The organism is Caldovatus sediminis (assembly GCF_014644455.1).
GTDB lineage: Bacteria > Pseudomonadota > Alphaproteobacteria > Acetobacterales > Acetobacteraceae > Caldovatus > Caldovatus sediminis.
Genome location: NZ_BMKS01000007.1, coordinates 23,907 through 46,439, shown reverse-complemented (window position 1 = coordinate 46,439; position 22,533 = coordinate 23,907). Strand labels below are relative to the sequence as shown.

Annotated in this window: 15 protein-coding genes; 5 read left to right on the top strand and 10 right to left on the bottom strand. The window is 76.2% G+C overall.

The window, feature by feature from the left end; translation table 11 throughout:
• Positions 1-42 precede the first annotated feature (42 nt).
• The 3 genes from IEX99_RS12835 to egtB are packed head-to-tail and all read right to left on the bottom strand — an operon-like array spanning position 43 to position 3,005.
• Positions 43-786 carry a glycerophosphodiester phosphodiesterase family protein gene (locus tag IEX99_RS12835; RefSeq protein ID WP_188900853.1) on the bottom strand — a complete coding sequence of 248 codons (744 nt, stop codon included), beginning with the start codon at positions 784-786 and terminating at the stop codon, positions 43-45.
• 42 nt (positions 787-828) lie between these two features.
• Complete coding sequence (gene egtD, locus IEX99_RS12830) at positions 829-1,788, bottom strand: L-histidine N(alpha)-methyltransferase (protein ID WP_188900851.1); 960 nt, start codon at positions 1,786-1,788, stop codon at positions 829-831.
• Complete coding sequence (egtB, locus tag IEX99_RS12825; RefSeq protein WP_188900849.1) at positions 1,785-3,005, bottom strand: ergothioneine biosynthesis protein EgtB; 1,221 nt, start codon at positions 3,003-3,005, stop codon at positions 1,785-1,787. Before egtB ends, egtD begins: the two co-directional genes overlap by 4 nt.
• A gap of 237 nt (positions 3,006-3,242) precedes the next feature.
• On the opposite strand from egtB, the gene IEX99_RS12820 reads away from it, so the two are divergent.
• From IEX99_RS12820 to IEX99_RS12800, 5 genes are all read left to right on the top strand, one after another.
• Positions 3,243-4,721 (top strand): oligosaccharide flippase family protein, encoded by a 1,479-nt coding sequence (locus tag IEX99_RS12820; protein ID WP_188900847.1) that lies wholly within the window; start codon positions 3,243-3,245, stop codon positions 4,719-4,721.
• Between the two features lie 240 nt (positions 4,722-4,961).
• On the top strand, positions 4,962-5,903 hold the full coding sequence (locus IEX99_RS12815; RefSeq protein WP_188900845.1) for a hypothetical protein: 942 nt from the start codon (positions 4,962-4,964) through the stop codon (positions 5,901-5,903).
• A gap of 8 nt (positions 5,904-5,911) precedes the next feature.
• Positions 5,912-8,089: a glycosyltransferase family 2 protein gene (locus tag IEX99_RS12810; RefSeq protein ID WP_188900843.1), complete on the top strand. Its 2,178-nt coding sequence runs from the start codon at positions 5,912-5,914 to the stop codon at positions 8,087-8,089.
• 225 nt (positions 8,090-8,314) lie between these two features.
• Positions 8,315-9,493 (top strand): TRAP transporter substrate-binding protein, encoded by a 1,179-nt coding sequence (locus IEX99_RS12805; RefSeq protein ID WP_229677996.1) that lies wholly within the window; start codon positions 8,315-8,317, stop codon positions 9,491-9,493.
• A gap of 31 nt (positions 9,494-9,524) precedes the next feature.
• The gene (locus IEX99_RS12800; RefSeq protein WP_188900841.1) at positions 9,525-12,659 is read left to right on the top strand and encodes an ATP-binding protein; all 3,135 of its coding nucleotides are present in this window, start codon (positions 9,525-9,527) and stop codon (positions 12,657-12,659) included.
• A gap of 18 nt (positions 12,660-12,677) precedes the next feature.
• Here IEX99_RS12800 and fcl read toward each other — a convergent pair whose 3' ends face one another.
• The 7 genes from fcl to cnbZ form a co-directional block, all read right to left on the bottom strand.
• Positions 12,678-13,625 carry a GDP-L-fucose synthase gene (fcl, locus tag IEX99_RS12795; protein ID WP_308421494.1) on the bottom strand — a complete coding sequence of 316 codons (948 nt, stop codon included), beginning with the start codon at positions 13,623-13,625 and terminating at the stop codon, positions 12,678-12,680.
• Positions 13,618-14,742 (bottom strand): GDP-mannose 4,6-dehydratase, encoded by a 1,125-nt coding sequence (gene gmd, locus IEX99_RS12790; protein WP_188900839.1) that lies wholly within the window; start codon positions 14,740-14,742, stop codon positions 13,618-13,620. Before gmd ends, fcl begins: the two co-directional genes overlap by 8 nt.
• Positions 14,743-14,999: 257 nt before the next feature.
• Positions 15,000-16,160, bottom strand: coding sequence for a Hint domain-containing protein (locus IEX99_RS12785; RefSeq protein ID WP_188900837.1), 1,161 nt, complete (start codon positions 16,158-16,160; stop codon positions 15,000-15,002).
• A gap of 1,762 nt (positions 16,161-17,922) precedes the next feature.
• The gene (locus IEX99_RS12780) at positions 17,923-18,813 is read right to left on the bottom strand and encodes a TauD/TfdA dioxygenase family protein (protein ID WP_188900835.1); all 891 of its coding nucleotides are present in this window, start codon (positions 18,811-18,813) and stop codon (positions 17,923-17,925) included.
• Between the two features lie 41 nt (positions 18,814-18,854).
• Positions 18,855-20,606, bottom strand: coding sequence for a thiamine pyrophosphate-binding protein (locus tag IEX99_RS12775; protein WP_188900833.1), 1,752 nt, complete (start codon positions 20,604-20,606; stop codon positions 18,855-18,857).
• A 5-nt stretch (positions 20,607-20,611) separates the two neighbouring features.
• Positions 20,612-21,706, bottom strand: coding sequence for an alpha-hydroxy acid oxidase (locus tag IEX99_RS12770; protein ID WP_188900831.1), 1,095 nt, complete (start codon positions 21,704-21,706; stop codon positions 20,612-20,614).
• Between the two features lie 40 nt (positions 21,707-21,746).
• The gene (cnbZ, locus tag IEX99_RS12765) at positions 21,747-22,532 is read right to left on the bottom strand and encodes a 2-amino-5-chloromuconate deaminase CnbZ (protein ID WP_188900829.1); all 786 of its coding nucleotides are present in this window, start codon (positions 22,530-22,532) and stop codon (positions 21,747-21,749) included.
• Position 22,533: the final 1 nt, after the last annotated feature.

The window sequence follows — 22,533 nt, the reverse complement described above, 5'->3', positions numbered from 1 at the left end:
GCGGCAAGCCGCCGCCGGAGGCGTGGCCCGGCCGCGGCGCGCTCAGCCGCGCAGGCCGAGCGCCAGCGGCGGATCGTCGGTGGCGAACACGTCCACGCCCAGCGCGAGCATGCGCCGGATGCTCGGCGCGTGGTTGGCGCCCCAGCAGCCGATGCCGAGCCCCGCCGCGCGCACCGCGGCCACCACCCGCGCGTCCACCAGCGCCTCGTGCAGCCCGATCTCGCCGACGCCGTGCGCGCGCGCCGCGGCGATCGCACCCGGGAGGTCGAGCGCGCGCCACCAGGGACGCTCCAGCAGCCAGGCGACCCCGGCCAGCCCGCCCGCCCGCGCCGCTTCCGCCACGGTCGGCGCCTGGAAGCCGATCACCACCGTGCGCCCGCGCATCCCCGCCGCGTCCAGCACCGCGAGCACGCGCTCCACGATGCCCGGATAGGGCAGGCCGTCCGCGTCGGCCTTGATCTCCACGCGCAGCAGCAGACCGGTCGGCCGGATCAGCGCGGCGAGGTCGGCCAGCATCGGCACCCCCTCCCCGCCGGTGCCCCGCACCCGCACCGCGCGCAGCTCCGCCGCGCTGCGCGCCGCGACCGGCCCGCGCGCGTCGGTCGTGCGGTCGAGCGTCGCGTCGTGCATGACCACCACCTCGCCGTCGGCGGAGAGGTGCACGTCGCACTCCACCTGGTCCACCGGCAGGCGCGCGGTCTCGCGGAAGGCCGTCATGCTGTTCTCGGGCCAGAGGAAGGCCCCGCCGCGGTGGCTGGCGATCTGCGGGCGTCGTCGGGTCGTCATGGCGCGCCCGATCCTGCGCGAGGCGCCGGCCGGGGGGAAGCCTCAGCCGGCGCGCAGCAGCCAGACGGAGAACAGCCGCGCCGGATCGGTCCAGCACCGCTCCGCGTCCCAGCCGCCGCGCGCGCAGAGCCGCGCGAAGCCCTCGGGGCGGTACTTGTGGCTGTTCTCGGTGTGGATGGTCTCGCCGGCGGCGAAGCCGATGCGCCGCCCCGCCAGGCTCACCGCCTGCGGCCGCAGCGAGACGAGGTGCATCTCCACCCGCTCCTCCCGCGGGTTCCACACCGCCTGGTGGCGGAAGGCCGAGAGGTCGAAATCCGCGCCGCACTCGCGGTTGAGGCGCGCCAGCAGGTTCAGGTTGAACCGCGCCGTCACGCCGGCCGCGTCGTCGTAGGCCGCCTCCAGCACCGCCGGGTCCTTCACCAGGTCGGCGCCGATCAGCAGCCGCGCCCCCTCCCCCAGCACCCGCCGCGCCATCGCGAGGAACGCCTCCGCCCCCGCCGGATCGAAATTGCCGATGGTCGAGCCGGGGAAGAAGCCGAGGCGCGGCGCCTTCGCCGGCAGGCCCGCGGGCAGCGCGAAGGGGCGCGTGAAGTCCGCGACCACCGGCAGCACCGCGAGCCCCGGCCAGTCGGCCGCGACCCGCGCCGCCGCCGCCCCGAGCCAGTCGGGCGCGATGTCCACCGGCACGTAGGCGGCGGGCGCGGCGAGCGCGGCGAGCAGGATCGCCACCTTCTCCGCGCTGCCGGAGCCGAACTCCACCACCGCCGCCCCGGGCCCGGCCAGCCTCGCCGCCTCCGCCGCGCAGCCGCCGCGCAGGATCGCCGTCTCGGTGCGCGTCGGGTAGTACTCCGGCAGGCGCGTGATCGCCTCGAACAGCCGCGCCCCCTCCGCGTCGTAGAGCCACTTGCAGGGCAGCGTCTTGCGCGGCGCGGTGAGGCCGGCGAGGGCGTCGGCCAGCAGCGCCGCCCGCTGCCGCCCCGCCGCCTGCGCCGCGCCGCTCACGCCGCGTCCTCCGCCAGCCGCAGGCCGGAGAACTGCCAGCGCGCCCCGGGCGGGAAGAAGTTGCGGTAGGTCGGCCGCGCATGGCCGGGCGGCGTCGCGAGCGAGCCGCCGCGCAGCACCATCTGGCCGATCATGAACTTGCCGTTGTACTCGCCGACCGCGCCCTCCCACGGCCGGAAGCCCGGATAGGGGCGGTAGGCGCTGCCGGTCCACTGCCAGACATGGCCGTCCGCGGCGAGGAAGCCCGGCAATCCGGCCGCCGCCTCCCACTCCTGCTCGGTCGGCAGGCGCTTGCCGGCCCAGCGCGCGAAGGCGTCGGCCTCGTACCAGCTCACGTGCCGGACCGGCGCCGCCGGGTCGAGCGGGCGCAGCCCGCCCAGGGTGAAGGCGAGCCAGGCGCCGTCGCGGCGCTCCCAGTAGAGCGGCGCCTCCCAGCCCTCGGCCTGGCGCGCCGCCCAGCCGTCCGCCATCCAGAGCAGCGGCTCGCGGTAGCCGCCCGCCTCGAGGAAGGCGAGCCATTCGCCGTTGGTCACCGGCCGGTCGGCGACGCGCCAGGGCGCGAGCAGCGCGCGGTGGCGCGGCGTCTCGTTGTCGAAGGCGAAGCCGCCGCCGGCCGCCCCGCCCGGCCCGGCGTGCCCGATCTCGACGATCCCCGCGGGCCCGTCGAGCCAGCGCGCCGGCCCCTCCGGCGCGGCGGGATCGCGCCAGTCCGGATCGTAGGCGGGGCGCAGCGGGTTCTGCGCCAGCGCGTGCAGGATGTCGGTCAGCAGCAGCTCCTGGTGCTGCTCCTCGTGCTGCAGGCCGAGCTCGACCAGCGCCGCGAGTCCGGGCGCCGGCCCGGCGCCGTCCAGCAGCGCCGCCATCGCCGCGTCCACATGCGCGCGATAGTCCGCGACCCGGGCGCAGGAGGGCCGCGTCAGCATCCCCCGCCGCGGCCGCGCGTGCCGCGGTCCCGCCGCCTCGTAGTAGGAGTTGAACAGGAAGGCGAAGGCCGGGTCGAAGGCGGCGTAGCCCGGCGCGTGCGGGACCAGCACGAAGGTCTCGAAGAACCAGGTGGTGTGCGCCCGGTGCCACTTCGCGGGCGAGGCGTCGGGCATGGACTGCACGCACTGGTCCTCGGCCGAGAGCGGCGCGGCGAGGGCCTCGGTGCGCGCGCGCACGGCGGCGTAGCGGGCGGCGAGGCCGGCCGCGGCGGCGCTCCGGTCGCTGGCGTTCATCCGACACCTCATCCTCGACGGCGCCATCCAACCCTGGCGGTCCCCTCGCGGCAACCTTCGCCCCGGCCCGGCACACGGTTCCGTGATCGCGAGGTTGCCGGTGCCCGCGCGCGTGGCGACGCGGCGCGCGCAACCGCGAACCGGTCGCCGCATTGTTGAGACGCGGCCGACCATGATCGGCTCCCGATCCGGGGGCGCCGGGCGATGATGGGGGCGCGCAGCAACAGCAGGGACCACGTGCCACGCTTCCGCATTCCCGGTGCCCAGGCGCCGGCATGGGTGATCCTCGAGACCGGGACGACGGCCGTGCTTTCGCTGTTCTCCCTGCTGCTGATCGGCCGCGTCATCGGGCCGCACGCGGCGGGCGTCGGCACGGTGGCGCTCTCCGCCTTCCTGCTGATCGACCTCGCCGCCTCCTCGCTGTTCCCGGATTCGCTGGTACAGCGGCCGCGACTCGAGCAGGACCATGTGGACGGTGCGCTGACCGCGCACCTGCTCGCGGGTTTCGGCGGCGGGCTGCTGCTCGTCGGGCTCGCCCCGCTGCTCTCGCTCGGCGCCGGTTCGGGCGAGGAGGTCAGGGACATCGCCCTGGCGCTGGCGCCGCTGCTGCCCTTCTCCGCCGTCTCCGGCGCCTGTTCCGGGCTGCTGCTGCGCCAGCGGCGCAACCGGCTGCTGGCGATGCGCGCCATCATCGGCCACCCGATCGGCCTGACCGCCGGCCTGGCCGCGGCGCAGCTCGGCGCCGGAGCCTGGGCGATGTTCGTCCAGCAGGCGGTCGCCACCGCCATCACCTTCTCCCTGCTCGCCTGGCGTCTGCGCATCGCCTACCGGCCGCGCATCCGCCTCGCGGCGCTCGCCGACCTCTGGCCCGTCGCCGGGCCTCAGGTGCTCTCCATCCTGGCGCTCGCGGGCCGCTATCGGATCTTCGTCGTCGCGCTGGGCATGCTCGTCGCGGAGGCGCTGGTCGCGGTGAGCCACATCGCCTTCCGCCTGGTCGATTCGGTCCTCGCCGTCGCCTGGGGCTCGATGGCGCGGCTGTCCATCCAGCGCCTTTCCGCGCTCCAGCACGACCGCGCCGCGCTCGCCGAGGCCTATGGCGATCTCGCCCAGCTGCAGGCCCTGATGGGCATGCCGATCGCGGCCGGCGTCGCGCTCACCGCCGGCGACCTGGTTCAGGGGCTGCTCGGCCCGGCCTGGCAGGGAGCGGCCGACGCGGCGCGCATCGCCGGCCTGGCCGCGGTGGTCGGCTTCGCCTATGGCGACACCGGCGGGCTGTTCGTCGCCCTCGGGCGCACCCGCATCAACCTCGCCGTCGCGCTGGCCCAGCTCGGCGCGCCGCTCACCCTCCTCCTGGTGCTGCGTCCGGAGACGGCGAGCGGGGTCGCGCTGTGCTGGGCCGCGACCACGGTCGCCATCGCCCCGCCGCTCGCCGGGCTTGCGCTGCGGCACCTCGGCCGGTCGCCGCCGTGGCTGGCCCGGCGGATCGCGCCCGGCGTCCTCGCCACGGCGGCGATGGTCGCGGCGGTGCTGGCGCTCGAGACCCGCCTTTCCGCGCCTCCCCTCCTCCGCATGGCGGCGGCGGCGGCGATCGGCGCCACGGTTTTCACGCTCGTCGCATGGCTCGCGCTCGGGCGGCGCCTGCCCCGGGCGCTGCTGGCGGCGGGACCGCCCCCGCACGGAAGTCCCTCGCCGGCCCCGGTCCTGGCGCCCGGCTGAGGCGGATGCGCCGGGCGACGCCGGCCGGCGCCGCCTCCGCGGGATCCGTGCGGCTCGCGGCCGTCCTCGCCGGAGCGGCCGTCCGCGCGCCGGCGCAACCACTGGCGGGCGCGGCCCGCCTCCCCGCGCCACCCTGCGTCGCAACCGTCCGTACTGCCGTGCGTTCCGCGGCCGACCGGTCCGGACCGGGGTGCGGCCGGATGAGGAGACGGGATGCGGGCGGCGCCAGGAGCATGGCAGATGGAGCGGATCAAGCGGCGGCTCGAGGACGGGCTGATCCCGCTGCTCGCCCCCGCGCCGCGCGTGGTCCTGCTCGGCCTGCCCCCGCTCGGCGACCTCGGCGGGCAGCTGAGGGCCGAGGGGATCGAGTCCCTCCTCGCGGCCCACCGGCTGGGCGTGGCGCGACGGGTCGCGGCCGGCGGCTTCGGTCGGGCGGCCGCGGCCCGGCTGCCCCCGGACGCGGCGATCCTCTGGCTCGGCGGCGCGACGCCGGGCGCCGTCGAGGCCGAGGGGTTCGCCGCCCTGGCCGATCGGCCGCCCCGTCCGCTGGTGTTCATGCACGACCCGGCGGCGGCGGTCTGCCCCTCCCCGCCAGGCTTGGCGCAGAGGCTCGCGGAGCACGGCTGGCGGCCGGTCCTCGCCCAGACGGACCGCGCCGGCCCGTCCGCCGCGGCCTTCCCCTCCGGGGTCCGGATGCGCCTCCTGCCCGATCCCGCGCATGCGCTCTGGGGCCTGCTCGACCAGCATCCGCGCGGCGGGGCAGCCGCCTGCGCGCTCGACGTGCCGCCGGACGGCTCCGCGGCTAAGGCCCTCTGCTGGCCGGCCCTGCTGCCCGGGTCGCGGCGGCATGCGCTGCGCCTGGCCCATGAGGCGCTGCGCCGTGCCCCGGGCGGCCTCCCGGCGTGGGCGTCGGCGCCGCTCGGCATCGCCCGCGGCCGGGCGCTGGAGGCGGCACGGCGCCGCCTCGTCGCCCACGACGAGATCGAGACCGGCAGCCTCGGCGCCAGCCTGTTCGCCGCGCTGCTCGGCCGCCCCTTTCGTCCGGCCGGTCCCGAGGCCGGGGCCATCGCGCGCTATTGGCGCCGCTGGCTGGCGCTGCCGGCGCCGGTCGCCCCGGCCGCGCCATGGTCCGCCGTCCCGTCGGCCGGCCCGGCGCCGCGCGACAGCGCTGCCGCGGCATGAACGCGCCGGTGCCGGACGCCCCCGGCGGCTCCCCGCTCGCCGGCCTCGGCTGCCTGGTGCTCGCCCATGAGAACGCGCCCCAGATCCGGCTGCTGCTCGACCGCCTGACGCGGGGCGGCGCGCGGTGCTGGGTGCATCTCGACCGCCGCGCCGAGGAGACCCGCGCCGCGCTGCACCTCGCCGGCCTGCCGGCCGGAGCCGAACTGCTGCCGCGGCAGCGCTCCTTCGCCGCCGAATGGGGCGGGTTCGCCATGGTCGAGGCGACGCTCGCGCTGATGCGCGCGGCGCTCGCGCCGCCGGCCGAGGGGGCGGCCGGGGCGGCGCGAGCGCCGCGCGCGCTGTGCCTGCTCTCCGGCACCCACCTGCCGATCCGTCCGGCGGCGGAGATCGCCGACCTCCTCCTCGACGGGCGGGAGCATGCCGACCTGCGCTTCGCCTGCGCCGAGCCGCCCGAGCGGGAGAGCCTGCGCCGCTTCTGGTACCCCACCCTGCGGGGCCGCGAGCAGGACTCCCGGCTGCTCCGGCTCGTCAACCGCAACGCCTGGCGCCTCGGCCGCCGCGACCTGGCGCGCGGACTGCGCGGCATGACGCCGATGGTGGGCAGCCAGTGGTGGTGCCTGACCGCGGGCACCGCCCGTCGGATGCTCGAATTCCTCGACGCCAACCCCTGGTACGCCCGGTTCTTCCGCCTCGCGCACATCCCGGACGAGAGCTTCTTCCAGACCCTGCTCGGCGCCTTCGTCGCCCGCGGCGCCGTGCGGCTCGGCCCGCCGTCGAGCTACCAGGTGATGGAGGGCTACGGCCCCCGCATCCTCGGGGTCCGCGACCTGCCGCCGGCCTTCGCCAGCGGCCTGCCGTTCGCGCGGAAATTCGATTCGCGGATCGAGCCGGAGGCGGTCAGCCTCGCCCTGGCCGCCTCCGGCGATCCGGCGGCCGGCGCCGCCGGTCCGGGCGACGACAGGACGGTGGTGGCGGGACGGCGCCGGAGGCGGGGGCGGAGCGACGGCAGGATGGGCGGGATCGTGACGCCGGCGGCAGCGCCGGGGAAGGCGGCCCCGCTCCCCGACGGCCTCGCCCCGGTCGGCGCGCCGCCGGCGCCGCGCGCGGGCGAGATCCTGGCGCTGATCGTGGCGCGCAACGAGGCGCTGCGCCTGCCCTCGGCGCTCGCCCATGCCCGCCGCCTCGGGGTCGACCGCGCCATCCTCATCGACAACGGATCGCGCGACGGCACCCGCGCCGTCGCCGAGGCCGAGCGCGGCTGGGTGCACCTGATCGACGCGCCGGGCAGCTACGCCGGCTCGAATTTCGGCGTGGACTGGACCAATGCGGTGCTCGACCGCTGGGCGCGTGGGCACTGGGTGCTGGTGCTCGACGCCGACGAGGTGCTGGTCTTTCCGGGCAGCGAGCGCGACGGCTCCCTGCGCGCCCTGTGCGCCCACCTCGACGCCATCGGCTCCGAGGCGCTGCGCGCCGTGCTGCTCGACTGCTTCCCCGCGGGGCCGCTGCACGAGATGGCGTTCCGCCCCGGCGACGATCTCGTCGCGGCGGCGCCGTTCTTCGAGCCGCCGCGGCTGCGGGAGGAGCCGTGCGAGCACTTCCCCTACGTCCAGCAGTACGGCGGCCTGCGCGAGCGGGTCTTCTTCCCGGAGGCCGATCCGCGCCGGCCGGCGCGCTTCCTGCACCGGCGGCTCTACAACCTCGCCTGGCGGCTCCGCCCGCTGCGCGGCGCGGCCTGGTTCCGCGCCCTGGCGCCGCGGTGCTCGCCCAACCTGACGAAGGTGCCGCTGGTGCGCTGGCGCGAGGGCGCGCGGCTGATCGCGTCCACCCACATGCTGGCGCCGATGGCGATGGCGGCCGGACAGCCCACCGGCGTGCTGCTGCATTTCAAGTTCCTGCAGGACTTCCACGCCCGCGCGCTCGACGCGGTGGCGCGCGGCGCGCATTTCGACGACTCGCGCGAGTACCGACGCTACCTCGCCGCGCTCGCCGCAGATCCGCAATTCCGGCTGCACGGCCCGCGCAGCGTCGGCTATAGTGGCCCCGACCAGCTGCTCCGGCTCGGGCTGATGCGCGACAGCGAGGCTTGGCGCACGGCACGTGCGGACGCGGAATGCGATGGGGGAGCGCCGCATGTCCCGGCTCGCCACGCGCTCGGAGCGGAGGGGCTGGCGAAAGAGGGGACGTGACCGGTTTGTCCCGGCTGCACGGCGATCGGCCGCGGCGGTGGCGTCCGGCCCCGGATGCGATCGGATGGGGGGCGCGAGGAGAGCAGGCGTCGCGACGCGCGCCGGCGCGTGACCGTTCTTGACGCGGAGGGCCGGGCCCCGAGCGCGCGGCCGCGGCGCTGCGGCGCCGGCACGGGCGAAGCCGGCCGATGCGACGGGGCGGCGCGTGCGCGCCAGGAGCCTCGCGTGCCGCCGCCATCGCGGTCCGGCAGGATCGCGAGATGGGTTCGTCTCGCCGCCGCGGCGATGGCCGTGGCCTGCGCCGCGCCGAGGATCGGCGGCGGCTTCGCGGCGGCCGGGGGCGGGGGCGATGGGGCCGCAGCGGAACGGCAGGCGCCCTCCCAGGCCGACCCGCCGCCGGGCCGGCCGGCGCCAGCCGCCGTCGCCGCGCCGCTCCGGCTGCGGGTCGTCGGCGGCCTGGCCGATGTCAGCCAGTACGTGCGCTACGAGGAGCCGTTCTGGCGCCACCGCATCCCCGAGGTCACCGGCGGGCGCGTGCTGCCCGAGATCGCTCCCTTCGACCGCAGCGGCATCCGCGGGCCGGAGATGCTGCAGCTCGTCCGGCTCGGCGTGGTGCCCTTCGGCACCGCCCTGCTCGCGCTCACCAGCTCCGAGGAGCCGGAGTTCAACGCCGCCGACCTGCCGGGGATCAATCCCGACATCGCCGCGCTGCGCCGGACCGTCGCCCTGTACCGCCCGCACCTTGCGGCGCTGCTCGCGGAGCGCTACGGGATCGAGCTGCTCGCCGTCTACACCTACCCGGCGCAGGTGGTGTTCTGCCGCCGTCCCTTCGGCGGCCTCGCCGACCTCGCGGGCCGGCGCATCCGCACTTCCTCGGTCGCCCAGTCCGAGCTGGTGGCGGCGATCGGCGGTATCCCGATCGTAACCTCCTTCGCCGAGACCATGGCAGCGATCCGTTCCGGCGTGGTGGAATGCGCCATCACCGGCACGCTGTCGGGAAACGCGATCGGGCTGCACGAGGTGACGACCCACGTCCACGCCATGGCGATCAACTGGGGCCTGTCGGTCTTCGGCGCCAACCGGGCGGCCTGGGCCGCCCTGCCGCGCGACCTCCAGGAGCTGCTGCGGCGCGAGATCGCCGACCTCGAGCGGGCGATCTGGGACGCGGCGGACCGCGAGACGGACGACGGGCTGGCCTGCAACGCGGGCCGCCCGGACTGCCGCGCCGGCCGGCCCGGCCGGATGACCATCGTGCCGGTGACCCCGGCCGACGACGCCCGGCGGCAACGGCTGGTGACCGAGGCGGTGCTGCCGCGCTGGGTGCAGCGCTGCGGCCTCGACTGCGTCGCCGCCTGGAACGCCCGGCTCGGCCCGGCGCTCGGGATCCTGGCGCGGCCGGAGTAGGGCGGAGAGGGGGCGGGAGAGAGCGGGGCCGATGCAGAATCCGCGGCGCCTCCGGCTCGCGGTCCTCGCCGCGGCGATCGTCATCCTCTTCGCCCAGGGGGTGGCGACGGCGCTCGTCGTCGCCCAGGCGCGGGAGACGGCGCTTGCCGCCGCCGCGGAGACGCTCGAGCGCGTGGCCCGGGCGGTCGAGGCCTCGATCAACCGCACCTTCGTGCAGGTGGACGCGACGCTGGCCGGGCTGCCGGCGCTGCTCGAGCCCTTCGTCGCGGCCGACGGCCGGCTCGACGCCGCCCTGGCCAACCGCCTGCTGCGCGAGCTGAACAACCAGAACCTCACCTACCGGGACCTGCTCCTGCTCGGGCCCGACGGTCAGCCGCTGGCGAGCGCGCTGCCGGTCTCGCGGCGGCGGCCGCCGCCGCTGCCCGTGCCCTCGGGCTTCGCCGAGGCGGCCGCGCGGGGCGGCGCCGTGACGATCGGCGGGCCGGTGCAGAATGCCGCCTCCGGCGAATGGACGCTGTTCTTCGCCCGCAGCCTCGAGATCCCCGGCCTCGGGCCGGCGACCGGCGTGGCCGAGGTGCCGGTGCCGCTGGTCCGCTCGCTGCTCGGCGTCGGCGGCGAGAGCCCCGGCCTGCGCGTGGCGCTGGAGCGCGCCGACGGCACGCTGCTGGCGAGCCTGCCGCACGACGAGACGCGGATCGGCCAGCGCCTGCGCCCCGCCGCCTCCTCCCTGGCCCATCGCGGCGACGGCAGGGAGGTGATCGCCAGGCGCCTCGGCGGCGGCCCCATGCTGGTTGCCGCGCGGCCCACCCTCTATGCGGAACTCTTCGTCGCCGCGACGAAGGACACCGAGATCGCGCTCGCCGGCTGGCGCCGCGACCGCGAGCGGGCGCTCATCGTCTCGGGCGCGCTGGCGCTGCTGGTCGCCGCCCTCGCCCTCGCCCTCTCCGTCGCGCTGGCGCAGCGCGAGCGGGCCGAGGCGGAGCGGGCGCGGTTCCGCCGCACGCTCGAGAACGCGCTGGAGGCCATGTCCGACGGCTTCGTCATGTTCGACGCCGAGGACCGGCTGGTCGTCTGCAACAGCCGCTACCGCGACTTTTACCGGATCAGCGCCCCCTTCATCCTGCCGGGCGCGCGGTTCGAGGACATCCTGCGCGAGGGTGCGCTGCGCGGCCAGTACCCGCAGATCGGCGAGGATGTCGAGAGCTGGGTGCGCGAGATGGTCGCCTGGCACCGCGGCGACAACCCGCCGATGGAGCGCCTGCTGCCGGACGGCCGCTGGGTGCTGATCACCGAGCGCCGCACGCCCGACGGGGGCACCGTCGGCATCCGCACCGACATCACGGCGCTCAAGCGCACCATGGAGGAGCTCGCCGCGGCGCGCGACGCCGCCGCCGCCGCCGGCGAGGCCAAGAGCCAGTTCCTGGCGCGGATGAGCCACGAGCTGCGCACGCCCCTCAACGGCGTGCTCGGCTTCGCCCAGCTCCTGCTGGACGATCCGCGCCTCGCGCCCGATCAGCGCGAGCAGGTGCGCACCCTGCACGAGGCGGGGCGGCACGTGCTGGAGCTGGTCAACGGCCTGCTCGACCTCTCCAAGATCGAGGCCGGCCGGCTCGACCTGCACATGCGGGAGGTGGCGCTGCGCCCGCTGCTCGACGGCTGCGCCACGCTGCTCCGGCCCGAGGTGGACCGCAAGGGCATCGAGTTCCGCCTCGACGCGCCGGAGGATCTGCCGGCGCTGATCGAGGGCGACCCCACCCGGCTGCGCCAGCTCGTGCTCAACCTGCTGTCGAACGCGGTGAAGTTCACCCCGGCGGGCGGACGGGTGACGCTGCGGGTGCGCCGCCTCGCCGGGCCGCCCGCCGGGGACGGGCTGCGGATCGAGGTGCAGGACACCGGGCCGGGCGTGCCGGCCGACAAGCGCCACCTGCTGTTCGAGGAATTCGTCCAGCTCGGCGGCGACGGCTCCGGCGCGGAGGCGACCGGGACGGGGCTGGGCCTGGCCATTTCCGCCCGGCTGGTGGCGCTGATGCGGGGACGGATCGGCTGCGACAGCGAGGCGGGCAAGGGCGCGCTGTTCTGGGTGGAGCTGCCGCTCCGCAGCCTGCGGCCGGAGCCCGCGGCCGCGCCGGAGGCGCGGGCCGCCGCCCCGCCACCGCTGGCCCTCGCGCCGGCCCCGGCCGCGCCCGCGCCGGCGGGAGGTCCCGGATCGGCCGCGGGCGCCGGCGCGCGCGCGGCGCCCCGGGGCGCACCGCCGGCCCCGGACGCCGCGGCGGCGCGCTCGGCGTCCGCCGCGCCGCCGCCCGCGGCGCGTCCCAGGGTGCTGGTGGTGGACGACGTGCCCGCGAACCGGCTGGTCACCTGCGCCATGCTCGACGCCGCGGGGCACGAGGCGGTCGCGGTCTGCGGCGGCGCCGAGGCGGTCGCCGCGGTCGAGCGCGAGGACTTCGACGCCGTCCTGATGGACGTGCAGATGCCCGGCATGGACGGTCTGGAGGCGTCGCGGCGCATCCGGGCGCTGCCTGGACCGCGGGGCCGCGTGCCGATCATCGCGTTGACCGCCGCGGCCCTGCCCGACCAGATCGAAGCCTGCCGCGCCGCGGGAATGGACGGCCACCTCGTCAAGCCGGTCGAGCGCGGCGCGCTCGCCGGCGCGCTCGGCCTGCTGGCGCGGCCGGCCCGCGCCGCGCCATCCCCCGCGCCGGAGGCGGACGCGGCGGACACCCCGCCGGCGGACGCCGAGGGCGCGGAGGCGCCGCCGCTGCTGGACGAGGCCGTCCTGGCCAGGCTGGCGGCCGATCTCGGGCCCGCGGCGCGCGGCATCCTCGCGGAGTTCGTCGGCGAGCTGCGCCGCGCGCTGGTGCTGGTGACCGACGCGCTCGCGCCGGGCCGGACCGATCCGGTCACGCTGCGGCAGGGTGCCCACCGGCTGGTCGGGGCCGGGCGCACACTCGGCGCACTGCGCCTGGCGGCGGCCGCCGAGCGGTTGCAGCGCGCCGCGGCGGCGGGCGCGATGGGGGAGGCACGGGCGCTGCAGGCGACGGTGCTGGCGCTGGCCGGCGTCACCCTGGCCGAGCTCGACGCGCGGCCGGAGATCGCGCCGCCCGAAGGGGGCGCCGACACGGCCGAGGCGGTGCCGTCGCCGCACCCGGAACCGCAGCGGGCGTGACGCGCGGGACGGTCCCGGTCAGGCCCGGACGCGCTCCTGCTCCACGAACCAGCGGTAGGTCTCCGCAAGCCCCTCCGCGAAGGGGATGCGGGGCGCCCAGCCCATCGCCGTGATCCGCGCGATGTCCATGCGCTTGAGCGGCGTGCCGTCCGGCTTCGACGTGTCCCACGCGATGCGGCCGCGGAAGCCGGTGACACGCGCCACCAGCGCGGCGAGTTCGGCGATGCTGATGTCGGTGCCGGTGCCGACGTTCACGTGCGGCGCGTCGGAATAGCGGCGCAGCAGGAAGACGCAGGCCTCGGCGAGGTCGTCCACGTGCAGGAACTCGCGCCGCGGGCGGCCGGTGCCCCAGCAGACCACCTCCGGGTCGCCGCGCCGCGCCGCCTCGTGGAAGCGGCGCAGCAGGGCGGGGATGACGTGGCTGCGCTCCGGGTGGAAGTAGTCGTTCGGCCCGTAGAGATTGCACGGCATCGCGGCGATGAAGTCGCGGCCGTGCTGGCGCCGGTAGGCCTGGCACAGCTTGATCCCGGCAATCTTGGCGACGGCATACCACTCGTTCGTCGGCTCGAGCGGTCCGGCGAGCAGCGCCTCCTCCGGGATCGGCTGCGGCGCCTCGCGCGGGTAGATGCAGGAGGAGCCGAGGAAGAGCAGCTTCGCGACCCCCACGCGGTGCGCGGCGTGGATCAGGTTCGCCTCGATCATCAGGTTCTCGTAGAGGAATTCGGCCGGATAGGTGTCGTTGGCAAGGATGCCGCCGACCCTGGCGGCGGCGACCACCACGACCTCCGGCCGCGCCTCCTCCATCCAGGCCTCGACCGCGGCCTGGCGCGTCAGGTCGAGCCGCTCGCGGCCGACGGTCAGGATGGTGCAGCCCTCGCGCTCCAGCCGGCGCACGCAGGCGGAGCCGACCATGCCGCGGTGCCCGGCGACGAAGACGCGCCGGCCGCGCAGCGCGAACTCAGCCATCGCCGGCGGTCTCGAGCGCCGCGGCGCGGGCGATGGCCGCCTCGACCTCGGACTGCGCCGGCGCCGCGCCGCGCAGGACGGCGAGGTCGTGCGCGACCATCTCGGCGACGAGCTGGGGGAGCGCGACGGTGTGGCGCCAGCCGAGACGCTCGCGCGCCTTCGCCGGGTTGCCGACCAGCAGGTCCACCTCGGTCGGGCGGAGATAGGCCGGATCGATGCGCACCAGGACGCGCCCGCTGGCGCGGCAGACGCCGACCTCCTCCACGCCCGCGCCGCGCCATTCCAGCGCGATGCCGACCTCGCGGAAGGCCATCTCGACGAAGCTGCGGACGCTGTGCGTCTCGCCGGTGGCGAGGACGTAGTCGTCCGGCGCGTCCTGCTGGAGGATGCGCCACATGCCCTCGACGTAGTCGCGCGCGTGCCCCCAGTCGCGCCGCGCCTCGAGGTTGCCGAGCCAGAGGCAGTCCTGCCGGCCGAGCGCGATCGCCGCGGCGGCGCGGGTGATCTTGCGCGTCACGAAGGTCTCGCCGCGGCGCGGGCTCTCGTGGTTGAAGAGGATGCCGTTGGAGGCGTGGAAGCCGTAGGCCTCGCGGTAGTTCACCACGATCCAGTAGGCGTAGAGCTTGGCCACGCCGTAGGGCGAGCGGGGGTAGAAGGGCGTCCGCTCGTCCTGCGGCACGGCCTGCACCTTGCCGTAGAGCTCGCTGGTGGAGGCCTGGTAGAAGCGCGTGGTCCCGCCGAGGCCGAGGATGCGCATGGCCTCGAGCAGCCGCAGCGTGCCGAGCGCGTCGGAATTGGCGGTGTATTCCGGCGTCTCGAAGCTGACGGCGACGTGGCTCTGGGCGCCGAGGTTGTAGATCTCGTCCGGCCGGATCTCCTGCAGGATGCGGATCAGGTTGGTGGCGTCGGTCAGGTCGCCGTAGTGCAGGAAGAAGCGGACGTCCCGCGGCTCGTGCCGGTCGGCGTAGAGGTGGTCCACGCGCTGGGTGTTGAAGCTGGAGGAGCGGCGCTTGATGCCGTGGACCTCGTAGCCCTTGGAGAGCAGGAGCTCGGCGAGATAGGAGCCGTCCTGGCCGGTCACGCCGGTGATCAGGGCGACGGGACGTCGTCGGCGCACGGGTTCCCCCTGGTTTCGCTCGTTCCATGCACCATGGAGGGGGGAGATTCAACATGCGGTTACGCGGACCGGAGGCCGGGGAGCGGCAGACTCGCCGCGGCCCTCCCCGGCCCCGCCGCCGCCGCCCCGCCCGCCTCGGGTCCCGAACGGGTCCTGGCCGGCGGCGCTGGTCGTCCCGCGGAGGATGGCGTGCCCGCCGCCCGCAGGGGAAGGCGCGGCACGCCGGGATGCAGGTCCTTCCGGAGCCGGCCGGGAACTCAGCCCGCGCGTCGCGCGCGCCGGCCGGCCGGCATGCGGATCGCCCAGCCCGGCTCGCGCGCCGCCGGCGCCGAGGCCGGCGGGCCGAACGCCGCCGCCGCGCGATCGTCGAGCTTCGCGCGGATCGCGGCCAGTTCCGGGCCCTCCTCGCGCAGCAGCGGGAAGCAGGCGGCGTCCTCGTAGCGCCGCTCGTCGCGGCCGGCGGCGAAGTCCGGGAACAGGGCGGCGAGCGCCCCCTCGCCGAACATCTGGCGGTTGCCGGCGTCGAAGTAGGATTCCGCCGGCGCGCCCTCGGCCATCAGCAGGCCGTGCTCGGGCAGCTCGACGTGGTACCAGGTCACCGCCTGCCACCAGGGCTCGCGCACGATGCTGGCGCCGTTGACCAGCAGTCCGGCGGGCACCAGGCGGCCGTCCACGAAGATCGCGTGCTCCGGCGAGACGCGCAGGTCGCGGAAGGGCACGCCCTCGCCGAGGGCGCCGGCGCGGATCAGGATCGGCTCGACCGCCGCGCGGTTCGGGTGGGCGGCGAGGTTGACGCGGCGCTTGCCGATCCAGACCACGGGCTGCAGCACCGGTCCCCTGCCGTGGGCGGTGACGACGAGGTCGCCGATGCGCAGATCCTCCACCGCGACCTCGCCGCGCGCGGTCATGATCCGCGTGCCCTCCAGGTAGCAGGGGGCGCCGCCGATGGTGGTGGTGCTCTCGACGCCGCTCAGGTAGACGGAGTTGCCGTTGCCGTCGTCCCAGCGGGTGTAGGTGGTGCCGCCCACGGTCACGGTCGTGGACGTGCCGGTCCAGGTGCCGCTCGGCAGGACGACGGTGTCGGTGCCAGTGCCGCCGTCAACGTAGTCGTTCCAGCCGGCGTAGATCAGATCATTGCCATTGCCGGCGATGATGGTGTCCGAGGCGCCGTCATCCCCGGAATTGGTGATGGCGCCGGTGACGCTGTCGTAGCTGCCGCCGCCATAGATCGTGTCGCCGCTGTTGCCGCCGACGATCGAATCGGCGCCCGCGCCACCGATCAGCAGATCCGCCTGCTGGGCGCCGACAAGGGTGTCGTCGCCCTGCCCGCCGTAGATGGTGTTGCCGCCGGTGCCGCCGGTGAGCGAGTCGTTGAGGTTCGCGGGATTCTGGTCGCCGACGATGATGGTGCCGGACATCGTGGTCCTCCGTTCGGATGGCGCCCGGCGCCATGCCGGGCTGTGAGGTCGAGGAGCGGTTCAGGCGGTGCGCAGGGGGGGTCACGGCCCGGGACGCGCCGGAACCGCGGGCATCCCGGCCAGGGAGGCCTGTCGCGGCGCGAGGGCCGGAAGCGCCGGCGCATGGCCGGCGGCACGGCGGGCTCGCGCCATGCCGCTGCCGCAACGCAGGGTTTCAGCGCCGGATGATCGCCCGACCGGCCTCGTCCCGCGGGTCTGCCGGCGCGGCCGCCGCTCCTGCCGCGGCCGCCGCCGGGCGCGCCGGCGCGCTGCCGACGGCGCGGCGCGCGCCTTCGGGCGGCGCTCTCCGTGATCGGTGCGTCGTCCGCGCCGGGCGGCTCCCCGGCGGCGGTCCCCGCCAGGGACATCCCCGTCTCCGATCCGGCCGCCCCGGCCGGGTGCCACCCGGGGGTCGGCGCCGCGTCCCAGCGGGCCTCGCCGAGCCGGAAATCGAGCGGCGGCACCCGGATCGTCCCGCCGAAGCGGAGCTTGCGCACCAGGCGACGGGCGCGGCGCATGCCGGAGGCGCTCCCCCCGACCGTCATGGACCAGGGGCCGACCAGGGCCGCCCGGTACACGCCCCGGCGCGACGCCGCGCCGGCGGGAGCCGCCGCGCCCTTCGCTCCGAGGTTGCCGTGGGTGCCGATCATCAGGCGAGCAGGGTCCGCGTTCCAAAGCCCGTGGTTCATCACAGTAGGCGAAACGATACGGGGGTCAACGAGAAATGAGCCGTCCGACCGTGAATCCCGATCCGCGGCGCCCTATCGGAAGATGGAGAAACGCCGGACTCCGGCGCTTCGGCGCGATCCATGGCGCCACGGGCGTGCGCGGGTCGCGGCTCCGGCGACGGAGCCGGCACGGCGGACCGCCGGGCCGCGCGCCCCTCGCCAAGGCGGAAACCGCCCCGCAGGGCTGGCTGCCCCTCCCTCGCTCCGCCATCCCGCGGCGTCGCAGCCTGCGCGCCGGGATCGCCGGCCCTTGGCCGGGCGCGGTCAGCCCGCGGAGTCGCCCCCGATCGCCTCCAGCGCGGCGGCGATGGCGGCGCGCGCGCCTGCCCCTCGTAGCGCGCCGCGACGCGGGGGATGCGGAACAGCCACGGATGCGCCGCCGGGCGCCGCAGGAAGGCGGCACGGGCGGCGTTCCACGCGGCCGGCGGAAGATGCGCGTACTCCGCGCGAAGCGGGGCGGCGGATCGCCGCCGCGCGCGGCCGAGCGGCGGGCGCGGCGCCGAGGTGTTCCGCCGCTACCTCGATGGCCCGGCGACCCGTGCGATCGCCGGCGGCGGAAGGCGCCGCATCGCATCATGATAGGCGATGGTCGCGGCGAGCAGGGGCTCGATCCGCGGCGCGCGGAACGGCGTGCCGCGGCCGAGGCGGCGATGCCGTGCCCAGAGCTCGGCGATGTGCGAGAGGCCGTGTTAGCGCCGCCCCGGCGCGCCCATGCGCCGCAGGATCTCGCGCCGCGCGGCGGGCGAGACGGGCACGCGCCGCAGCAGCTCGGCGAGCTGCGCCGCACGCGTCACCCGGCCGCGGGCGCCGGATGACGGCGGGAGCGGCCGGCACCGCCTCCCGCCCGAAGCGTCGGGCCGTGCGGTCGGTGAGGGGACGGCGCGGCCGTCATCGCCGGGCGCCTCCGATCCGGGACCGCCTCGCGCGGCCTGCCGGTCGCGCCTCCCCACACGGCGCTTCCCGAGAGCCGGCCGCCCGACGCCACCGGCGCGCCATCACGCCGAGGGCGGCGCCGCGCCCTTGATCTGCGTGCGGTGCATGATGCGCCGCGCCTGCGGGTCGAAGGGATCGCGCCGGTGCATGGTGCACCGGTTGTCCCAGAGCACCAGGTCGCCGACGCGCCAGTGGTTCGTCCAGGCATGCGCGGGCCGCGTCGCCTCCGCCCAGATCGCGTCGAGCAGCGCCTCGGACTCCTCGAGCGGCAGGCCCGCGATGTAGGCGTTGCGGCGGCGGCCGAGGTAGAGGGCGAGGCGCCCCGTCTCGGGGTGGCGGATGACGAGCGGGTGCAGCGTGCCGGGCGCGGTGCGCGGATCGTCGGTCGGCGTCACGCCGGCGCGCAGGAAGCCGCCGCTGTTGTAGGTGCCGTCGTGCTTGACGCGCAGGCCGGCGGCGCGGCGCTTCAGCGCCTCCGGCAGCGCCTCGTAGGCGGCGTACATGCTGGAGAAGTGCGTGTCGCCGCCGGCGGGCGGGATCTCCAGCGCGTAGAGCAGGGAGGCCTTGGGCGGCTGCTCCAGGTAGGACATGTCGGTGTGCCACACCGCCTCGCCGGCGCCGAGGCTGCCGATCGGCTGGCCGTCCGGCCCGAGCACGTTGGAGACGATGTAGATCTCCGGCTTGCCCTCGACGAAGCGCCGGCCGTTCTCCTGCACCGGCGCCCAGTCGAGCTCGCCGAAGCGGCGGCTGAAGGCGATCAGCTCGTCGTCGGAGAGGGTCTGGCCGCGGAACAGGAGCACCGAGTGGTCGAGCCAGGCCCGGTGGATCGCCGCGAACTGCGCGTCCGTGACGCGCCGCAGGTCCACGCCGCGGACCTCCGCCCCCAGCGCCGCGCCGGTGGGGACGACCGTGACCGTGCCGTCCCCGACCGTTGTCGCCGTCGTCGCGCTCATGCCGCACCTCCCTCCCTGCGCCGGCCCGGCGCGGACCGTGGTCACGCCGGCCGGTCGCCCTTCTCCACCCTCAGGGTGCGCGAGTCCGTCGCGGGCAGCATCCGCGCCGGGTCGCGCGTGACGATCAGGTCGATGACGGTCGGCGTGTCGGTGTTGGCGAGCCCCGCGCGGAGCGCGTCCGCCACGCGGTCGGGGTCCTCCACGCGGATGCCGGCGCAGCCCATGGCGCGGGCGATCGCCGCGTAGTCCATCTCGACGAGGTCGGAGGACTGGTAGTTCCCGGCGCCGTACATCGCGTGCTGCAGCGCCTTGACGTAGCCGGAGGCGGCGTTGTTCACCACCAGGATCACCGGCGCCGCGCCCGCGCGCCGCGCCGTCTCCAGGTCGCCGAGCGTCATGTTGAACCCGCCGTCGCCGGTCAGCGCCGCGACGCGGCGGCGCCCGCCGACGGCGAGCTGGGCGCCGATCGCCCCCGGCAGCCCGTAGCCGATCGAGGCGAGGCCGCGGTCGGCGACGTAGTGCCGCCCGGCCCGCTTCGTCTCGTAGAGCAGGCCGGTCCAGTGGCCGGCGAAGCCGCCGTCGCCGACGAGGACGGAGTCCTCCGGCATCAGCCGGTTCAGCTCCGCGATCACGCGGGCGAGGTTGATCGGCCGCTCGGCGCTCTCCAGGCGCTCCCGCGCCCCCTCGCGCCAGGCCGCCATGCGCGGCGCCACCTGCGCCGCCCAGTCGGCGCGGTCGTGCCGCGCGCCCCTCGCCGCCTCCGCGAGGTCCTCGAGCCCCGCCGCGCAGTCGCCCCAGAGCGCGATGTCGCAGCGCGAGGTCCGCCCGATCTCCTCCGCCACGATGTCGAGCTGGATGACCGGCACCTCCGGCGGCAGGAGCTGGAAGCGCCTGGTCGCGATCTCGCCGAGCTTGCAGCCGGCGACGAGCAGCAGGTCGGCCTCGGCGATCAGGTCGTTGGCGATGCGCGAGTAGCGGCCGAACAGGCCGGCGTTCAGCGGATGCGTGCAGGCGATCGCGCCCTTGCCGCTCATGGTGCAGGCGAGCGGCACGCCCTGCTCCTCCACCAGCCGCTGGCAGGCCGCGTAGGCCTGGGAGAGGTGCACGCCGCCGCCGACCAGCAGCATCGGGCGCCTCGCCCGCGCCAGCATCGCGGCGGCGCGCTCCACCTCCCGCGCGTCGGGCCGCGCGCGCATCGCCGGGATGCGCGTGATGCGCTCGGGAAGGTCGAATTCCTCGGGCCGGAATTCGTGCTCGCCGTGCGCCACGTCCTCCGGCACCTCCAGCACCACCGGCCCCGGCCGGCCGGCGGTCGCCACCGAGAGGGCGCGCCTCGCCAGCTCCGGCACGCGCCGGACGCTCTCGACGCGGATCAGCTCCTTCGCGGCGGGGCGCAGGATCTCGGCCTGGCGCGCCTCCTGCGTCATGTTCTTGCCGGCGTGGTCGCGGTTGGCGCCGCCGATGATCGCGAGCATCGGCGTGCCGGCGTTCAGCGCCTCGACCAGCGCCGTCGTCAGGTTCGTGGCGCCGGGGCCGAGCGTGGCGTCGCACACGCCCGGGCGGTTGGCGACGCGCGCCCAGGCGTCGGCGGCGAAGCAGCCGGTGCGCTCGTCGTTGATGAGGAAGTGCGTCAGGCCGAGCGCGCGCACCGCCTCGTAGAAGGGCAGGAGCTGGAAGCCGCCCATGCCGAACATCGGGCCGACGCGCGCCGCGGCGAGGGTGCGCGCCAGCGCCTCGCCGCCGGTCATCCGCGCCGGCGCCGCGTTGGGGCGCGTTCCCGTGCTGCCGCCCATCGCGCTCAATACCCCTTGTGCTCGAGGTCGAGCAGCGGGAAGGCGCTCAGCACGTGCGGCGGGTTGGTCGGCTGCGCCGGGTGCAGGTAGGACGCGTCCAGGGCGGAGAGCCGGTCCACGCCGAGCAGGCCCATCACCTCGATCATCTCGGCCTCGAGGATCTCCAGCATGCGCTGCACGCCCTCCGCCCCGGCGGCGGCGAGGGCGTAGCAGTACATGCGGCCCATCCCCACCACGTCGGCGCCGAGCGCGATCGCCTTCACCACGTCGCTGCCGCGGCAGAAGCCGCCGTCAATCAGGATCCGCGCGCGGCCGGCGACGGCCTTCACCACCTCGGGCAGCACCTCGATGGCGCCGCGCCCGTGGTCGAGCTGCCGCCCGCCGTGGTTGGAGACGTAGACGCCCTCCACCCCGTGCTCGCAGGCGAGCGCGGCGTCCTCGGCGGTGGCGATGCCCTTGAGGATCAGCTTCACGGACGGGTGCCTGTCCTTGAAGCGGCGCACATGGCTCCAGCTCAGGCCCGCCTGCCAGTCCATGCCGGAGGCGCGGGCGCGCCAGGGCTTGACGAAGCGCTTGGCGATGTCGCGCTCGCGGCGGCTGTAGATCGCCGTGTCCACGGTGAGGCAGAAGGCGTCGTAGCCGGCATCCACGGCGCGGCGGACGTGCTCGTCCACGAAGGAATCGTCGCCGCGGACGTAGAGCTGGAAGATCTTCGGCCCCGGCGTCGCCGCCGCCGCCGCCTCCAGCCCCGGATGCGTCACCGAGCTGACGATGATCGGCACGCCGAAGGCCGAGGCCCCCTTGCCCGCCGTCGCCGCGCCGCCGGGCTCGAAGGACTCCAGCGAGCCGACCGGGGCGAGGGCGACCGGCAGGCGGATCTTCCGCCCGAAGATCTGGCCGCTCGGGTCCACCCTCGAGACGTCGCGCAGCACGCGCGGGCGGAAGGCGATGGAATCGAGCGCCATGCGGTTGCGGCGCAGCGTCGTCTCGGTCTCGGTGCCGCCGACCAGGTAGTCCCAGATGTTGGCGCTGAGCCGGAGGCGCGCGGCCTTGACGAATTCGTGCAGGGTCAGGAACTGGCCTTCGGTCTCGCTCAGCATCGCATGGGGGTCCTCGCCGGGATCGGGGACGGAGCATGCCTCAGGACGGCGCGGCTGTTGAGCCCCGGGCGGCGATCACCCGCTCCACCGGCACGCCGCGGCAGTCCATCTCGAAGTCGAGCCCCGCCACCGGCGGCCGGCAGAACTGCCAGGTGAGGCCGTGCCGCGCCGCGCCGCGGGCGACGATCTCCTCGGCGAGGAAGGGGTGCAGGTCGTGCACCGTGTAGGCCTGCACGCCGGTCGTCGCGCGCCAGCCGGCGCCGAGCGCGGCCATGCGGCGCTCCATCTCGCCGAGGACCCAGCGCGCCTTGGCGCGCAGCCCCGCCGGCGAGACGTCGCCGGGTGCGACGACGTGGTCGCGGTAGGTGGCGTGGCCCTCCTCCGCCTCGCCGCTGCCGGCGACGACGAAGGAGGGCGCCGCCTGCGCATCGGGCACGGTGTAGCAGAAGGCGTGGAAGGCGGGCTCCGCGGGCGGCGCGACCTCGGGGCAGACGTTGCTGCGCGCGACCGGATTGCGGCCGTCCGCGCCCAGCACGCCCCATGCCGCGAGGACGGCGGCGTAGCCGCGGTTGAAGGCGGCGAAGCCCTCCTCGGTGAAGGGCGCGGGCGAGCGCAGCTCGCAGGCGCAGAAGGCGGCGCGCGGGCGGCCGGCGGCGTCGAGCAGGGCGGCGATGCGGCGCCAGCCCTCGGCGAGCGGCACCGGCTCGGCGAAGCGCACGCGCTCGATGCGGAAGCCGGGCAGGGCGGCGACGCCGGCGGAATACTGGAACACGGCGGGGATGAAGCGGTAGCCGGCGGCGGGGCGCTCGAGGGTGGTGTAGGGCATG